The sequence below is a fragment of the Mesorhizobium sp. CNPSo 4661 genome (assembly GCF_057784215.1).
This window is the reverse complement of sequence record NZ_JBWGIO010000013.1, coordinates 12,733-27,375: the sequence shown is the minus strand read 5'-3', so window position 1 is coordinate 27,375 and position 14,643 is coordinate 12,733. Positions and strand designations below refer to the sequence as shown.

The 14,643-nt window shown below is 64.3% G+C and carries 15 protein-coding genes; 2 read left to right on the top strand and 13 right to left on the bottom strand.

Going from position 1 to position 14,643, the window contains the following annotated elements:
• Window positions 1-252: 252 nt before the first annotated feature.
• Both AC0YKC_RS20240 and AC0YKC_RS20235 read right to left on the bottom strand, forming a co-directional pair.
• Window positions 253-549, bottom strand: coding sequence for an adenylate cyclase (locus AC0YKC_RS20240; RefSeq protein ID WP_488512301.1), 297 nt, complete (start codon window positions 547-549; stop codon window positions 253-255).
• A gap of 169 nt (window positions 550-718) precedes the next feature.
• Window positions 719-1,159 carry an Lrp/AsnC family transcriptional regulator gene (locus tag AC0YKC_RS20235; protein ID WP_434724580.1) on the bottom strand — a complete coding sequence of 147 codons (441 nt, stop codon included), beginning with the start codon at window positions 1,157-1,159 and terminating at the stop codon, window positions 719-721.
• Between the two features lie 128 nt (window positions 1,160-1,287).
• Between AC0YKC_RS20235 and rocF the strand changes: the two genes are divergently transcribed.
• Both rocF and ocd read left to right on the top strand, forming a co-directional pair.
• A complete protein-coding gene (gene rocF / locus AC0YKC_RS20230) occupies window positions 1,288-2,220 on the top strand; it encodes an arginase (protein WP_488512300.1) in 933 nt (310 codons plus the stop codon).
• Window positions 2,221-2,222: 2 nt separating this feature from the next.
• Complete coding sequence (gene ocd, locus AC0YKC_RS20225; protein ID WP_488512299.1) at window positions 2,223-3,281, top strand: ornithine cyclodeaminase; 1,059 nt, start codon at window positions 2,223-2,225, stop codon at window positions 3,279-3,281.
• 240 nt (window positions 3,282-3,521) lie between these two features.
• On the opposite strand, the gene AC0YKC_RS20220 is transcribed toward ocd, so the two are convergent.
• The 11 genes from AC0YKC_RS20220 to AC0YKC_RS20170 form a co-directional block, all read right to left on the bottom strand.
• A complete protein-coding gene (locus AC0YKC_RS20220; protein WP_488512298.1) occupies window positions 3,522-4,523 on the bottom strand; it encodes a LacI family DNA-binding transcriptional regulator in 1,002 nt (333 codons plus the stop codon).
• A 107-nt stretch (window positions 4,524-4,630) separates the two neighbouring features.
• On the bottom strand, window positions 4,631-5,647 hold the full coding sequence (locus AC0YKC_RS20215; protein WP_488512297.1) for an ABC transporter permease: 1,017 nt from the start codon (window positions 5,645-5,647) through the stop codon (window positions 4,631-4,633).
• Window positions 5,644-7,146 carry a sugar ABC transporter ATP-binding protein gene (locus tag AC0YKC_RS20210; RefSeq protein ID WP_488512296.1) on the bottom strand — a complete coding sequence of 501 codons (1,503 nt, stop codon included), beginning with the start codon at window positions 7,144-7,146 and terminating at the stop codon, window positions 5,644-5,646. Before AC0YKC_RS20210 ends, AC0YKC_RS20215 begins: the two co-directional genes overlap by 4 nt.
• A 137-nt stretch (window positions 7,147-7,283) precedes the next feature.
• On the bottom strand, window positions 7,284-8,249 hold the full coding sequence (locus AC0YKC_RS20205; RefSeq protein ID WP_320298194.1) for a sugar ABC transporter substrate-binding protein: 966 nt from the start codon (window positions 8,247-8,249) through the stop codon (window positions 7,284-7,286).
• Between the two features lie 112 nt (window positions 8,250-8,361).
• Window positions 8,362-9,078 (bottom strand): DUF2848 family protein, encoded by a 717-nt coding sequence (locus AC0YKC_RS20200; protein WP_488512295.1) that lies wholly within the window; start codon window positions 9,076-9,078, stop codon window positions 8,362-8,364.
• 2 nt (window positions 9,079-9,080) lie between these two features.
• Entirely contained in the window at window positions 9,081-9,989 is a 909-nt protein-coding gene (locus AC0YKC_RS20195) for a polysaccharide deacetylase family protein (protein ID WP_488512294.1), read from the bottom strand.
• Window positions 9,986-10,573 (bottom strand): ureidoglycolate lyase, encoded by a 588-nt coding sequence (locus AC0YKC_RS20190; RefSeq protein ID WP_488512293.1) that lies wholly within the window; start codon window positions 10,571-10,573, stop codon window positions 9,986-9,988. The genes AC0YKC_RS20195 and AC0YKC_RS20190 overlap by 4 nt, the downstream gene beginning before the upstream one ends.
• A gap of 3 nt (window positions 10,574-10,576) precedes the next feature.
• A complete protein-coding gene (locus tag AC0YKC_RS20185; RefSeq protein WP_488512292.1) occupies window positions 10,577-11,485 on the bottom strand; it encodes an NAD-dependent epimerase/dehydratase family protein in 909 nt (302 codons plus the stop codon).
• A 50-nt stretch (window positions 11,486-11,535) separates the two neighbouring features.
• Window positions 11,536-12,321, bottom strand: coding sequence for an IclR family transcriptional regulator (locus AC0YKC_RS20180; RefSeq protein ID WP_488512290.1), 786 nt, complete (start codon window positions 12,319-12,321; stop codon window positions 11,536-11,538).
• A 15-nt stretch (window positions 12,322-12,336) separates the two neighbouring features.
• Window positions 12,337-13,071: an SDR family NAD(P)-dependent oxidoreductase gene (locus tag AC0YKC_RS20175; protein WP_488512289.1), complete on the bottom strand. Its 735-nt coding sequence runs from the start codon at window positions 13,069-13,071 to the stop codon at window positions 12,337-12,339.
• Between the two features lie 50 nt (window positions 13,072-13,121).
• Window positions 13,122-14,525, bottom strand: a complete 1,404-nt coding sequence (locus AC0YKC_RS20170) for an APC family permease (protein ID WP_488512288.1) — start codon at window positions 14,523-14,525, stop codon at window positions 13,122-13,124.
• Window positions 14,526-14,643: the final 118 nt, after the last annotated feature.

Below are 14,643 nucleotides of genomic sequence, written 5' to 3'. Positions count from 1 at the left end.
TGACTTCGCCGTAGCTTCCGCCCGGAATTGCGGAAAACTAAGGAGATACAGCGGCTGCCGGTGTGATCGAGCCTTCCTCGGCTTCACACCGGCGCTGCGGCGTGCCCACAATGCCGCCCCACAATGCCGCTCAGTCGGCTGATGCCGTCACCTAATGCATGTCGCGCAAAAGTGACCTCGGTTTTGCGGCAACGGCATGCATTAGGCAAGGCGCTAAGCGCGTCGCGTGAATCCGTTTCGACGCGACGCGCTTTAGTGATTGTGGGACTGCTGGAACCCGGCCACGTCATATTGCGATACGCTCTTCGGATTCTTCGAGTTCTGCGGCTGCTCGCCTGCGTAATGTGTTCCCGCGTTGCCATCCGGATTGAAGGCCGAACCCGGGGCAGAGGCGGAGTTGCCCGGCGTGGCGCTTCCGGTCTCAGGCGTGCCGATCGTCTGGTTGGGTTGACCTGTCGTCCCCGTTACCGTGTGGACGTTGCCGGCCAGGGCCATGCCGGTGGAGGCTATGAACAAGCCGGTCACTATAGGCGTGAGGAGATATTTCATCGTGTTCTCCCAAAAGCATTGGATTTCAGGAGGGCGCTCGGGTCTTTGGAGCACCCGGCGAGTTGGACATCCAATGTCACTAACGCTTTCGGACGGCCGATCATCCCGATCCTCACAAAGCTGTGATGCCACGCGCGGCTGTTCTGCCGGGCTCGGCTGATTGGGGCAACTACGCCAATCTCGCCCTGGTGGTCCGCGGCGTCGCCAGGAGCAAACTCGTCTCGCTTCCCGTTATGCCGGGGATCAGCCGGATGCGGCGCAGCACCGCGTCGAAATCCGTCAGCGTTGCGGTGCCGAGTTCCACCACCAGGTCCCAGCGGCCGTTGGTGGTGTGGATGGTGGAGACCTCGGCGAGGCCGCCGAGTGCCTTGACGACGCGGTCGGCGGCATGACCCTCGATCTCGATCGTCATCACGCCGCGGATCCGCTGATCGACCGCGTCGGCGCGCAGCACCACCGTATAGCCGATGATCTCGCCGGATTTTTCCAGCCGCTCCATGCGCGCCCTGACCGTCGCGCGCGACACGCCGAGATCGACGGCGAGGTCTGAGACGCTGCGCCGCGCATCGTGCCTGAGCAGCGTGACCAGTCTTTCGTCGAGCGCATCCATGATTGCTCACTTTGGTCAGATCGGGTTTTCAAAATGATAAACTAATCTTCTCGAAATGCCAATTTTCGCTGTTCAAACCGCCAGCAGGCAGTGGTTCACTCCTTCGATCAATCGCAAGGTGAGAAAAAATGCGCTGCAGGATCGTCGGCGCGCCGGTGCAGGACGGCGCGGGCAGGATGGGATGCGAAATGGGGCCGAGCGCGCTGCGCACGGCAGGGCTGGCCTCGGTGCTGGCCGAGCTCGGCCATGAGGTCGAGGACTGGGGTGCGGTCGAGAAGGCCGCGGCGCGGCCGGTGGTCCACGGCAACCTGGCGCTGAAGGCGCTGCCGGAGATCTCCGCCTGGACGGCTTCGATCGCCGAGACCGCCTACGCGGCGTCAAGGGACGCCATGCCGATCTTCCTCGGCGGCGACCATTCGATCTCCGCCGGCACGGTGTCCGGCGTGGCGCGCCGCGCGGCCGAGCGCGGCCGGCCGCTCTTCGTGCTGTGGCTCGACGCGCATCCCGATTTCCACACGCTCGACACCACCACCAGCGGCAATCTGCACGGCGTGCCGCTCGCTTATGCCAGCGGCCAGGCCGGTTTTCAGGGCTATTTCCCGGATCTGCCGCAAGCGGTCGACCCGGCCCGCATCTGCGCCATCGGCCTGCGCAGCGTCGACCCGGCCGAGCGCCGCGCGCTGGCGCAAGCCGGCGTCACCGTGCATGACATGCGCGCCATCGACGAGCACGGCATCGCGCCCTTGCTGCGCGCCTTCCTGGCCCGCGTCGAGAAGGAGAACGGCTTGCTGCATGTCAGCCTCGACGTCGATTTCCTCGACCCCTCGATCGCGCCGGCCGTCGGCACCACCGTGCCCGGCGGCGCCACCTTCCGCGAAGCGCATCTGGTGATGGAGATGCTGTCCGACAGCGGCCTGGTTTCGAGCCTCGACCTGGTCGAATTGAACCCGTTCCTCGACGAACGCGGCCGCACCGCGACCCTGATGGTCGACCTCACCGCCAGCCTGATGGGCCGCCGCATCATGGACCGCCCGACCCGCAGCCACTCCGGAAGCCTTTGATCATGACCCAGCCTTCGCGCCTTGCCATCGTTCCCTTCGTCAGCGTCGACCGCATGATGAAGCTGGTGCTCGCCATCGGCGTCGAGCGCTTCCTGACCGAGCTCGCCGCCTATATCGAGGAGGATTTCCGCCGCTGGGAGCTGTTCGACAAGACGCCGCGCATCGCCTCGCACAGCCATGACGGCGTCATCGAGCTGATGCCGACCAGCGACGGCAAGATGTACGGCTTCAAATATGTCAACGGCCACCCGAAGAACATGCGCGAGGGCCGTCAGACGGTCACCGCCTTCGGCGTGCTCGCCGATGTCGGCTCCGGCTATCCGATGCTGCTCACCGAGATGACCATCCTGACGGCGCTGCGCACCGCCGCCACCTCCGCCGTCGCGGCCAAATATCTGGCGCCCAGGGGCGCGCGCGCCATGGCCATCATCGGCAACGGCGCCCAGTCGGAATTCCAGGCCATCGCCTTCAAGGCGCTGCTCGGCATCGACCGGCTGCGGCTCTACGACATCGACCGCTCGGCCTCCGAAAAATGCGCCCGCAACCTCGCCGGCAAAGGCTTCGACATCACCATCTGCTCGACCGGGCAGGACGCGGTGGAAGGCGTCGACATCATCACCACGGTGACCGCCGACAAGCAGTACGCCACCATCCTCACCGACAACATGGTCGGCTCCGGTGTCCACATCAACGCCGTCGGCGGCGACTGCCCCGGCAAGACGGAACTGCATCGCGACATCCTTCTGCGCTCCGACATCTTCGTCGAGTTCCCGCCGCAGACGCGCATCGAGGGCGAGATCCAGCAGCTCGACGCCGACCATCCGCTGACCGAGCTGTGGCAGGTGATGACCGGCCAGGCCGAGGGCCGCAAGACGGCCAAGCAGATCACGCTGTTCGATTCCGTCGGCTTCGCGACCGAAGATTTTTCCGCGCTGCGCTATGTCCGCGACCAGCTCCAGGCCACCGGCCTCTATGAGGAGCTCGACCTGCTCGCCGACCCCGACGAGCCGCGCGACCTCTTCGGCATGCTGGAGAGGGCGGCCATTCAGCCGGCGGCGTGAGGCCGGTCAGCAAGGCGATTTCATACGGCGAGATAATCGCATAGGGCGCTCCCCCTCTCCGTCTCGGCTTCGCCGATCCACCTCTCCCCCGCCTTTGGCGGGGGCGAGGAACCCAAACTTGCGAAGGCCTCGCCCCCCGGCGATTGGCGTTTCCTCGCCCCCGCAAAGCGGGGGAGAGGTGGATCGGCGCGCAGCGCCGAGACGGAGCGGGGGCAGCGCCGGCGTTGATGATGCTGGCACCTACCCGCGCAAACGCGCGCAGCTTTCCCTCTCCACCAGCACCGGCGCCAGCACCTCGCGCCTTGATGGTGCCGCCGGCTCGCCCAGCCTCTCGAGCAGCAGGCTCACCGCCAGCGTGCCGATCTTTTCCACCGGCTGCGCGATCGTCGTCAGCGGCGGCCAGGTGGTGACGGCATAGGGGATGTCGTCGAAGCCGACCATCGAGATGTCGTCGGGAACCCGCAATCCGCGCGAACGCAGCGCGGTGACCGCGCCCATGGCCATCAGGTCGTTGCAGGCAAACACTGCTGTGATCTCCGGTGCCTGTGCCATCAGCTGTTCCATCGCCATCCGCCCACCGGCGAAATGATAGTCGGAATCGACGATCGACGATGCCGGCAGCTCGATACCTGCCTCTTTGAGCGCGCGGACGAAGCCGCGCAGGCGGGCCGGGCTGGAGCTCGAATCGCGCGGGCCGCCGATGACGCCGATCTCCTTGTGACCGAGCCCAGCCAGGTATTGGCCGGCGAGATAGCCGCCATGGTCATGGTCGACCAGCACGGAATCGACATTGACCGACTGGATCTCGCGGTCGAGCAGCACCGCCGGCACGCTGGGCAGGAGGCGGGCGAACACCCGCGCATGGTCGGACGAGCCGGCGAAGATCAGCCCGTCAATCTGCTTGGCCATCAGCACCGAGAGATAACGCTCCTCCTTCTCGGCATTGCCGTCGGAATTGCACAGGATCACCGTGTAGCCGGACACGAAGCCCGCATCCTCGATCTGCCGCGCGACGCTGGCGAAGAACGGGTTGGAATTGTCCGGCAGCAGGAGCCCGATGGTCTTGGTCTCGCCGCGCCTGAGGCTGCGCGCCACCGAGTTCGGGCTGTAGCGCAACGCGGTGATCGCGGCGCGCACGCGTTCGGCCGTTTCCGGCTCGACATGGCGCGTATGGTTCATCACATGCGAGACGGTAGCGACGGATACCCCCGCATGGCGCGCGACATCGGCAATCGTCGTCATGGTCCCTTTGACCCCTTAAAGCAATTCCAGCAAAAGTGTGTAACGGTTTTCCGCCTGGAATTGCGTAAAAACAAAGAGATAGAGCGGTCCGGCGTTTCCTGGCCGCTCTAGCGGATTTTCCGCAACAGCCTCTCCCGGTACGCGTCTAGGATGACCGCGAGCACGATGACAAGGCCAATCACGATGGGTTTGAAATTGTCGCCGACGCCGAGCAGCTGCAATCCGGTGGAGAGCACCTGCAGGATGCAGGCGCCGACCAGCGTGCCGATGATCGAGCCCTTGCCGCCGCTGAGGCTGGTGCCGCCGATGATGACGGCGGCAATCGCATTGAGCTCGTAGCCGACGCCGGCGATCGGGCTGCCGATGTTGAGGCGCAACAGATAGACCATGGCCGCGATGCCGGCGGTGAGCCCGCTGATGGTGAAGGCCGCGACCTTGTAGAAATCCGGATTGTGGCCCGACAGCCGCACCGCCTCGTCATTGGTGCCGACGGCGAAGATCATGCGGCCGAACACCGTGAAGCGCAGCACGAACCAGCCGGCCGCGATCACGAGCACCGCCACCAGGAAGATCGAGGGCAGGAAGCCGCCGATGATGAGGTTGCCGAAATCGACGAAGCTTTGCGGCAGGCCGGTAATGGTGGAATTGTCGCTGACGACGCGGGCAGCGCCCGCGGCCATATTGAGCATGCCGAGCGTGACGATGAAGGACGGGATCTTCCAGCGCGTCGAGATCCAGCCGTTGAGGAAGCCGCACACCGCACCCGTCGCCATGCAGGCGAGCAGCGCCAGCGTGATCGCCACGGCCGGTGACAGGTCTTCGTCGATCATGACTGTGGCGCCGACCACGGTGCAAAGCGCCAGCACCGAGCCGACCGAAAGGTCGATGCCGCCGGTCAGGATGACGAAGGTCATGCCGGCCGCCAGCACCGTGTTGATGGCGATCTGCACGAAGATTTTCAGCGCGTTGTCGGGAGTGGCGAAGTAGGGAGCGGTCGCCGAGAAGAACAATGTGATCAGCACCAGCGCCAGAAGCACGCCGGCGTCGCGGATCAGAAAGCGCAGGAATTTCGCCCTGCCGGGGGAAACAGGCGCCGACACCAGCGGTTCGGACGTCTCGGTCATGGTCGCACATACTCCTGATAGGCCAGTGACAGGATGCGCTCCTGGTCGAATTCGGCGCGCGGCACCTCGCCGACGATCCTGTTCTTGGAAAAGACGATGATGCGGTGGCACATGCCCATCAATTCAGGCAGGTCGGACGACACCATGATGATGCCCTTTTGCTGCGCCGCCAGCATCCACAGCAATTGATAGATCTCACGCCGCGCGCCGATATCGACGCCGCGCGTCGGCTCGTCGAGGATCAGCGTCGAGGTGCCGCGGAACAACCACTTGGCCAGCACCACCTTCTGCTGGTTGCCGCCGGAAAGGTTGCGAACCGCCTGCTCGATCGAGCTTGCCTTGACGCGCAGCTGGCCGATGAGATCGTTGGCTGCCGCCGCCTCGGCCCGGCGGTTGAGCAGCCCGTTGTGGGAAACCTTGCCGAGATCGGTGATGGTGATGTTTTTGTCGACGGCCAGGTCGAGCAGCAGGCCCTGGCCCTTGCGGTCCTCGGTGAGCAGGCTCAGGCCATGCCGCACCGCATCCTTCGGTGCTGTGATCGCCACCGGCTTGCCGTCGATCTCGACCACGCCGTCGAGTTTTGGATCGGCGCCGAACAGCGCCCGCATCGCTTCCGTCCGGCCGCTGCCGACCAGGCCGGCGACACCGAGGATCTCGCCATGGCGCACGTCGAAGGAAATGGCTGGCGTCGCGGCGTCGCGCTTCAGATTGGCGACGCTGAGCGCGACCTTGCCGGGCACGATCGTTGCATCGAAACCATATTCGTCGGCAATGTCGCGGCCGATCATCATGCGCACCAGGTCGGGCACGGTGAGGCCCTCGAGATCGCGGGTCGCGACCAGCCTGCCGTTGCGCAGCACGGTCACCCGGTCGCCGATCTCGAACACCTCGTGCAGCCGGTGCGAGATGTAGATGATGGTGACGCCCTTGGCCTTCAGCCGCTTGATGATGGAAAACAGGCGCTCGATCTCGGGCGGCGTCAACGTCGCCGTCGGCTCGTCGAGCACGAGCAGCTTGGAGTCGTAGCTCAGCGCCTTGGCGATTTCGACCAGCTGCATCTGCGCCACGCCCAGCGCCTCGACCCGCGTTCTCGGATCGACGTCGAGCCCGACTTCCTTGAGCAGAGCCACGGCGCGGCTGTTGAGCGCCTTGCGGTCGACGACGCCGAAGGCGCGACGCGGCAGGTTTTCCAGCATCAGATTCTCGGCGATGCTGAGATAGGGCAGAAGGTTCAATTCCTGATGCACGATGCGGATGCCGCTCTGCTGCGCGTCATGCGGGGTCTTCGGCTGGTAGGGCTGGCCGTTGAAGGCGATCGTGCCCGCATCCGGCTGGTAGATGCCGGCCAGCAGCTTGATCAGCGTTGACTTGCCGGCGCCGTTCTCGCCGAGCACGATATGGGTTTCGCCGCGCGCGATCGACAGCGAGACGTCGCTCAGCGCGACGACGCCGGGAAAGGTCTTTCCGACCCCTTCAAGGGAAAGAATCACATCATCCATGCAGCAACCCTGAATGGCGCTCCTCTGCCGCAAGGCAACCATGAGCGCGCCGCCGTCGCCGCCGGCGGTTTACCGGCGACGACGGTGAGACAAGCGAATGGATGGCGCCGGAGGGAGTCCCGGCACCCTTGCTCGCCTCAAGCGGTGATCAGCTTGACGTCGGTCTTGACCCAGCCCGAGAACTTCTCGCCGGCGAGTTCGCGCAGGCCGTAGTCGATGCCCATGGCCGCCATTTGCGCGCCATACTGCTCGACGGTGGCGAGCATCTTGCCCTCTTTCAGCAGCGGGCCGACGGCCGGGATGTTGTCGAAGCCGACGACCTTGATCTTGCCCGACTTGCCGGCCGCGTCGATCGCCTTGACGACGCCGAGCGCCATCGAATCGTTGGCCGCCATGACGCCCTGGATGTCCGGATGCTGGGTGAGGAAGTTGGTCATCAGCGTGTTGGCTTCCTCGGTCTCCCAATGCGCCGTCTTCGAGTCGAGCAGCTTCAACCCGAACTCCTTCACCGAATCGTCAAAGCCGAGCTTGCGCTGCTTGGCGTTGTCGGCCTCCGGATTGCCTTCGAGAATGACCACCTTGCCGCCCTTGCCCAGTGCCTTGCCGAGCGCGTCTCCGGCGAGCTTGGCGCCGGCGCGGTTGTCCGGACCGAAGAAGGCGAGGTCGACGCCGGCTTTCTTCTTGGCTTTCTCGTCGAGCGCGACGTCGATGTTGATGACCTTGATGCCGGCCTTCAGCGCCTTGGCGATCGGCGTCACCATCGCCTTCGAATCGGCCGGTGCCACGACGATGATGTTGTATTTCTGGGTGATGAAGTTCTCGATCGCGTCGACCTGAGCGGCGAAGTCGCGCTCGTCCTTCATGCCGACGGCGGCGAAATCGAACTTGTCCTTGTTCTTGGCCGCGTACGCCTCGGCGCCGGCCTGCATCTGCTTGAAGAACTCGTTGGCGAGCGACTTCATGACCAGGCCGACCTTCGGCTTGTCGGCCGCGAGAACCGGGCCGAGCGGCAGGGTGAGCGCGCCGGCCGCGAGCGCGCTGGTCTTCAGGAACTGGCGGCGCGAGAACGGGCCAAACCCGTGCGTGTTCGAAATCTTGCTCATTAGTCTCCTCCACTTGATTGAGCCGTAATCGGTTACGTAACCGATTACGCGACAAAGTAGAGCGCAATTTTGCCTGATGTCAATATTGCGGGGAAGTATCTGGATCCGCAGCCTATACGTCCATGCGGCCTTGGGCGACGTCTTCTACCCGAAAATCGCATCCGATTTCCCTGCGAAGCGCCGGGTCGCGAAGCGTCATGGAGAATGAGCGCATTTCGGGTTCGACGGCAGCAAGCATCGGAACCGTGCCTGAGAAGAGCACTCCAAGCTCGGGACGAAAGCCGCACCGTTGCACGGCCTCATCGATCAGCTTGCCCGGCGGAAGAATGGCGGCGACCGGGTTCGATTGCAACAGCGTCCCGCCGCTTCGCAATTCGAGGATCAGTTCATCCCAATGGTCGCTCACCTCCTGCAAGGGCCATGCAGCTCGAGCTACGACCTTCTGGCAGAGGTTCTTCGACTTCACGGCCGAATACTGTCTTTCTGTCGCGAGATCGAACTGGTCGTTGCCGACGGTCACGAAGCGAGTGCCATTGATCTCGAACAGCACATATTCGACCTCGGGCCTTGTGTCCGGCCCGATTGCCTCGACCGTGTCGCCTTGTGTGAGCAGGCAGGTCATGGCCGGAAGAAAGGTCGGTACAGCACAGGGCGCCGCGACGCCAAGCCTGGCCATCTCGGCGAGATGCGTTTCAATATCGGCTTTGCTGCGGCCGGAGTATCCGGTAAGCAGCAGCCTGTCGACGCTGGCGACGACCTCGGCCCCACCTGGCAGTCTGAAGCGAAGTCTCGTTTCCTCGCGCTCCCCGGCGCGCCATGCGATGGTCATGCCTAGCGCCTCGGCAACACCCGACCGACGGGCTTTTCATATTGCGGAAGGAGGTCGACCATGGGCTTGTGGCGTCCGGAGTCTATCTCACCGCGCACGTAGGCAGCGATCTCTTCCATCGGGGCGAACCAGACATCACCCTGGGCGACGACCTTTTCCAGGAACTCGCGGAACACATGCCAGCGCGAGAGCCGCCCGGTGACGAACGGGTGCAACACCGGGACCCAAAGCGCGCCATAGGCATATGCCGCCTCGAACTCCCTGAGATAGAGGTCGAAGCCGTTACGCGCGCTGCGCACCGGCATCATGTAGTGCAGGTCGAAGGATTGGACATATTGCGGCCAGTCGTCCAGGCCCCAGTGGCTGGGCAGCTCGATGAGTTCCCTTCCATCCCTGCGGCTCTTGATGACATAGGGAATGTCCGCCCCCATGAGCGAGGCATCGTATCGGAAGCCTCGCTCCAGCAGGAGGTCCAGCGACCTGTTCGAGAAATTATAGAGCGGCGCCCGCCAACCGCGCGGCGTCTTGCCGGTGGCGCGCTGGATGACTTCGATCCCGACATCGAGCCAGTGGGCCTCGTCGGCTTCCGTCTGCTCGAGCGGGTTTTCGTGGATGTAGCTGTGATGGGCGATTTCGTGTCCTCCCTTGAGGATCGCCTCGACCGCTTCCGGATATTGCTCGATGCACCATGCGGGGACGAAGAAAGTCTGCCGGATACCGAGCTCGCGATAGGTCTCGACGATGCGCGGCACTGCCACTTTGGGGCCGTAACGCAGCATCGATATCGCCGACACACGTCGGTCGCCGTCATTGGGATAGTCGACATGGATCAGGCTGTCGGCGTCCATGTCGAAAGTCAGGCAGGCCGCGCATTTGGCGCCGTTCGGCCATTTGATGCCGTTGGAGATCATCTTTGTCCCTCTCGGTTTGAATTTCCGTCCTGCGAAATGACGCCGCCGGCGGGGCCGAGCCGCGTGCCGGCTTCCAGCGCCACCTCGTCATAATCCTGGTCGAAACCCGGACCTGGTCCTGACCGGTCGACGACGAGAAAATCGCCCGGGTCGACCGCGATCAGCGGATAGTGCCAGGTGCCGCGCCGATAGTTCACGCCTTGCAGGCCATTGCTGATGAACGCGCGCAGGTCCGGCCCCTGCGGTGGTGAACCGGGCGGCGCCACCACGGCGATCATGCGCTGGCCGGCGAGCGGCACGAAGGCCTGGCTGGAAATCGGGTGGCGCTCCATCAGCACCAGCGCGTCGGGCACGGTGGGCGCCGCGGTGCGGAAGATGCTCAGCAGCGTTTTGCCGCGCTCGGCGGCGCAATCGGCGACCGCCAGTCCGTGAAAGCGGATTGCTGTGCCGCCATTGGTTGGAAAGGAAACCGGCCCGGCGGTGTCGATGATATCGCCGAACGGGGCAAAGGCCTCCCTCGTCAACGGCTCGACCATGACCACGCGGCCCTGAGGAGCCGCCGCCTCGCTTGCTTGTCCAACCATCGCTCAATACTCGTTTGTCCGCAGCCACTCGACATAGCGGGCAAGGCCGTCTTCCAGGCCGTGGCGCGGCGCGTAGCCCAGTTCGCGTCTGGCGGCCGATTGATCCCACGGTCCCTGCCGGTCGAGGTGGCAGAAACCGGGACCGATGGCGATGTCGGCGTCGGGAAGTAGCCTGCGCAAAAGCGCCGCTGCTTCCGCCAGCGTCCATGGGCGGTCGCCGAAGACATTGAAGACCGAAGCCTTCACCTTGTCCGCCATCGCGGCGAGGATTGCCGCCCGCGCGACGTCCTCGGCGTGGATGAAGTGGAACAGATGATCGGCGCCCGACACCATGGTGAAGCGTTCGCCGCGCAGCGCCGTCTTGACGATATCGCGCAGGATCTGCGGCATGCGGTTGCCCGGCCCGTAGACTTCGGTGAAGCGCAGCGAGACGACCTCCAGGCCGTAAAGCTCGCTATAGACCCGGCCGAAATGCTCGACCGCCACCTTCGTCACGCCATATGGCGTCGTCGGAACGGTGGTGGATGTTTCGTCGATAGGGCCGGCGTGGTTGCCGTAGACCGTTTCGGACGAGAAACTGACCAGCCGTTTGATGCCGGCCAGCCGCATCGCTTCCATCACATTCACCGTGCCGTCGATGTTAGCGACGACCGTCGTGGCCGGCAGTTCGATCGACAGGTCGGGATGCGACATGGCTGCGGTGTGGATGATGCGGTCGACGTCATATTTCGCGATCGTACGCACCAGGCGCGGCACGTCGTAAAGTTCGCCCTGCACTGACGTGACGCGGTCGGTGGCGATCTCGGAATAGTCGCGGTTGTAGCTGACCACATCGAAGCCCTGTTCCGCGAGTTGTCGGACGATGATGCGGCCGATGTAGCCGAGGCCGCCGGTGACGAGGATGGATGCCATGGTGCTTTGCTGTCCTTGATTATCGGTCAGGTCGTTGAGCGGTGGCGCGGCTAGTCCGCCTTGCGCAGGCGTTCGCTTCGGAGCGCCTGCGAAATCCTGGCGGTGTGCGTCGTGACGATCTTGCCGAGCCTTTCCGGCGTCGGGCCGAGGATACGGGTGGTGGGGCCTGGGACACTGACGGCCGCCACCGCCATGCCGCTGCGGCCAAGGATCGGCGCGGCAATGCAGCTTACGCCATCCTCCACCTCCTCGCGCTCGATCGCATAGCCGCGCTCGCGGGTGCTCTGCAGGTCGGCGCGGAATGCTTCGACGTCGATGATCGTGCGCCTTGTATATTGCCGCGCCCGGCGGTCGCCAAAGATCAGTTGCAATGCATCGTCCGGATTCTGGAAAGCGAGGATCGCCTTGGCCGAGGCCGAGGTATTGGCCGGAAAGGTGCTGCCGACGCGGATCGACATGCGCAGCACGCGCGTTCCTTCGGCCTGATCGATATAGATGGAACTGCGCCCGTCGAGCGCGACGAGATTGGCGGTCTCGCCGCTCTCCTCGGCGATCGCCTCGAGATAGGGCCTTGCCACGACCCTGAGATGCGCCGTCCGCATCTGCACGGATGCCGCGACACCGATGATGCGGTGCCCGAGCACATATGTGTTGCGGTCCCGGCCGCGCGTCACGTAGTCCTGCTCGACAAAGGTGGCGAGCAGCCTGTGCGCGGTGCTCGGCGACAATCCTGTGCGGTTGGCGATCTCGGCCAGCGTCGCGCCGTTGGCATCGAACTCCGCGAGCGCCTCCAAGACCGAGAGACCGCGCAACAGGGACTGGACTTCACCGGTCATGGAAACCTCCTGGGGTCAGATGGCGGTGCCGCCATTGGGGCTGATGATCTGTCCGACCATGTAGCTGCCGCCGGGGCCTGCCAGGAAATGCACGGCGGCGGCGATCTCTTCCGGCTGGCCGAAGCGGCGCAGCGGGATCTGCTCGCGCGTTTCGTCGTTGTATTCGATGGTGTCGTATTTCAGCATGTCCGTCTCGATCGGACCCGGGGCGACCGAGTTGACCAGGACGCCACGCGGCGCGACTTCCTTGGCGACCGCCTTGGTCATCGCAATGACGCCGCCTTTCGAGGCGCAGTAGGCGGCATAGGTCGGAAAGCCGATCAGGCCAAGCTCGGACGAAATGGTGATGATCCGCCCGGCGCCTCGCTCAACCATGCCGGGCAGAACGGCGTGCAGGCAATTCCAGGTGCCGGTAAGGTTAATGCCGACGACGCGCGCCCAGTCATCCGGCGTCGTCTCGACAGTCGCCTTGGAAAGCAGGACGCCGGCATTGCTGACCAGCACGTCGACGCGGCCATGGCGCGACATCGCCGTGGCGACGAGCCCGGAGACGTCTTTGGCCCTGGATACATCGCCTTCGATCAGCGCCAGTTCGGCGCCGGTCTCGCTTGCCTTTGCCGGCAGCGCCTTCGCTTCGTCACCGAAGCGAAGGTCATTGGCGAAAACCAGATCGCCGTCGGCAAGGAAACGCTTGACCACCGCAAGCCCTATGCCTCGCCCGGCGCCGGTAACGATCACGACTTTCTGCATGGCTTCACTCATCGCAATTACCTTTCAGGCACCAGCGGCCTGCCCACCCTCTAGCGGGCAGGTGCCGACCAGAGTTTCGACAGGATGAAGAGGGCGATGCCTGCCGCCACCACCACGACCTCGCCGATCAGATACTGCGTCTCCTGCTGCATCAGGGCGAAGCCGGTGAACAGGGTGACCACGATTGCCGGCAACGGCCAGAGCGGCATGCGGAACGGCCTCGCGCTGGCGCGGTCCTTGATGCGACTCCAGAGTGCGGCGAGGCCGACGCAGAAATAGACGGCGGTGATCATCGTGCCTGAGAAGATGATCAGCCAATCGAGCTGGCTGACGAAGAGCAGGGGCACTGCCGGCAGCACCAGCACCAGCACGCCCCATCCGGGCACGCCCTTGCTGTTGAGAGAGCCGAGCTTCTGGTTGACGACGCGCGGCCACAGGGTATCGCGGCCGGTAGCGAACACGCCGCGGGCAAAGTACATCAGCAGCGACAGCGCGCCGTTGAAGAGCGCGATGACCACGCCGATGTCGACGACGGCCTTGGCGATCGGCCCAAGCGCCTGCTCGACCGAGTAGACGACCGGCGTCGGGCTCGACAGAAAGGTCTTGAGGTCCGGCGCGGCGACGACTGCCGCGGCGAACGGCACGGTGATCAGCAGGCTGGCGAGCACCGCGGCGATGACCACGGCCTTGCCGATCTGGCGCGAGCCGTCATGCATCTCCTCGGAAAAGCCGAGCGCGGCATCATAGCCGTTGATGATATTGAAGGCGGGCGCCAGCGCCGTGATTGCTATGGCAAAGGTCACTGGCAAAAGGTTACCGTCGACGAGCGTGACCGGATGCAGTGTGACGGCGGTGAGGCTCTGGCTCCAGTTCAGGATCGCCGCGACGGTGATCAGCCCAAGGACCGATACCTCGACGATGACCATCACCGCCGTTGTCCAGGCGCCGACCTCGACCTTGGTCAGGGCGATCGCGGCGGCCGCGAACAGAGCAATCAGCGCGATGGTGACGTTGCTGAGCGGAATTCCCGGAAAGAGGTCCTTCAGGAATATGGCGATGCCAAGTGTCAGGCTGCCCGGGATGACGATGCCCTGCAGCAAATAGTTGAGCAGCGTGATCCAGGCGACCGGCGCCGGCAGCACGGTTTTGACGATGGAATACATGCCGCCGGCAGACGGGTTCATCGATGACAATTCGCCGAGGCAAAGCGCGATCAGCACTACTACGACGCTCAGGATCAGGCAGGCGCCGATGGTGAAGGTGCCGCTGATCGAGACCACGCCGGCAGTGAGAAGCAGCACTGCCATGGTTGGCGACACATCGGCCATGGCAAGGCCGACGACGTGCCACACGCCCAGTGATTTGCGAAATTTGTGAGCGTGGGGATCGTCGATCAATCCCTCGCCGCGGCTTATGGCGCTGTCTCCCGGCAGCTGGTCTGCGCTTGTCGACATCGTTTCCTCCCTCGAAAGTCGATGCGCGAGGATTTTCCGAGACGCCTCAACAATTCAAGATGAGGATTCCGCATTGTGGAAAGCCTGTCGAATTTTTTCTCAGCCGGGAAACAAGCTG

Bases quoted from the DNA above. Each gene is read 5' to 3' on its own strand.
- AC0YKC_RS20175 (WP_488512289.1), bottom strand. From the start codon at position 13,071: ATGCAGAAAGTCGTGATCGTTACCGGCGCCGGGCGAGGCATAGGGCTT.
- AC0YKC_RS20190 (WP_488512293.1), bottom strand. From the start codon at position 10,573: ATGGTTGGACAAGCAAGCGAGGCGGCGGCTCCTCAGGGCCGCGTGGTC.
- AC0YKC_RS20215 (WP_488512297.1), bottom strand. From the start codon at position 5,647: ATGACCGAGACGTCCGAACCGCTGGTGTCGGCGCCTGTTTCCCCCGGC.
- AC0YKC_RS20220 (WP_488512298.1), bottom strand. From the start codon at position 4,523: ATGACGACGATTGCCGATGTCGCGCGCCATGCGGGGGTATCCGTCGCT.
- AC0YKC_RS20240 (WP_488512301.1), bottom strand. From the start codon at position 549: ATGAAATATCTCCTCACGCCTATAGTGACCGGCTTGTTCATAGCCTCC.
- AC0YKC_RS20185 (WP_488512292.1), bottom strand. From the start codon at position 11,485: ATGGCATCCATCCTCGTCACCGGCGGCCTCGGCTACATCGGCCGCATC.
- AC0YKC_RS20210 (WP_488512296.1), bottom strand. From the start codon at position 7,146: ATGGATGATGTGATTCTTTCCCTTGAAGGGGTCGGAAAGACCTTTCCC.
- AC0YKC_RS20205 (WP_320298194.1), bottom strand. From the start codon at position 8,249: ATGAGCAAGATTTCGAACACGCACGGGTTTGGCCCGTTCTCGCGCCGC.
- AC0YKC_RS20180 (WP_488512290.1), bottom strand. From the start codon at position 12,321: ATGACCGGTGAAGTCCAGTCCCTGTTGCGCGGTCTCTCGGTCTTGGAG.
- ocd (WP_488512299.1), top strand. From the start codon at position 2,223: ATGACCCAGCCTTCGCGCCTTGCCATCGTTCCCTTCGTCAGCGTCGAC.
- AC0YKC_RS20200 (WP_488512295.1), bottom strand. From the start codon at position 9,078: ATGACCATCGCATGGCGCGCCGGGGAGCGCGAGGAAACGAGACTTCGC.
- AC0YKC_RS20235 (WP_434724580.1), bottom strand. From the start codon at position 1,159: ATGGATGCGCTCGACGAAAGACTGGTCACGCTGCTCAGGCACGATGCG.
- AC0YKC_RS20170 (WP_488512288.1), bottom strand. From the start codon at position 14,525: ATGTCGACAAGCGCAGACCAGCTGCCGGGAGACAGCGCCATAAGCCGC.
- AC0YKC_RS20195 (WP_488512294.1), bottom strand. From the start codon at position 9,989: ATGATCTCCAACGGCATCAAATGGCCGAACGGCGCCAAATGCGCGGCC.
- rocF (WP_488512300.1), top strand. From the start codon at position 1,288: ATGCGCTGCAGGATCGTCGGCGCGCCGGTGCAGGACGGCGCGGGCAGG.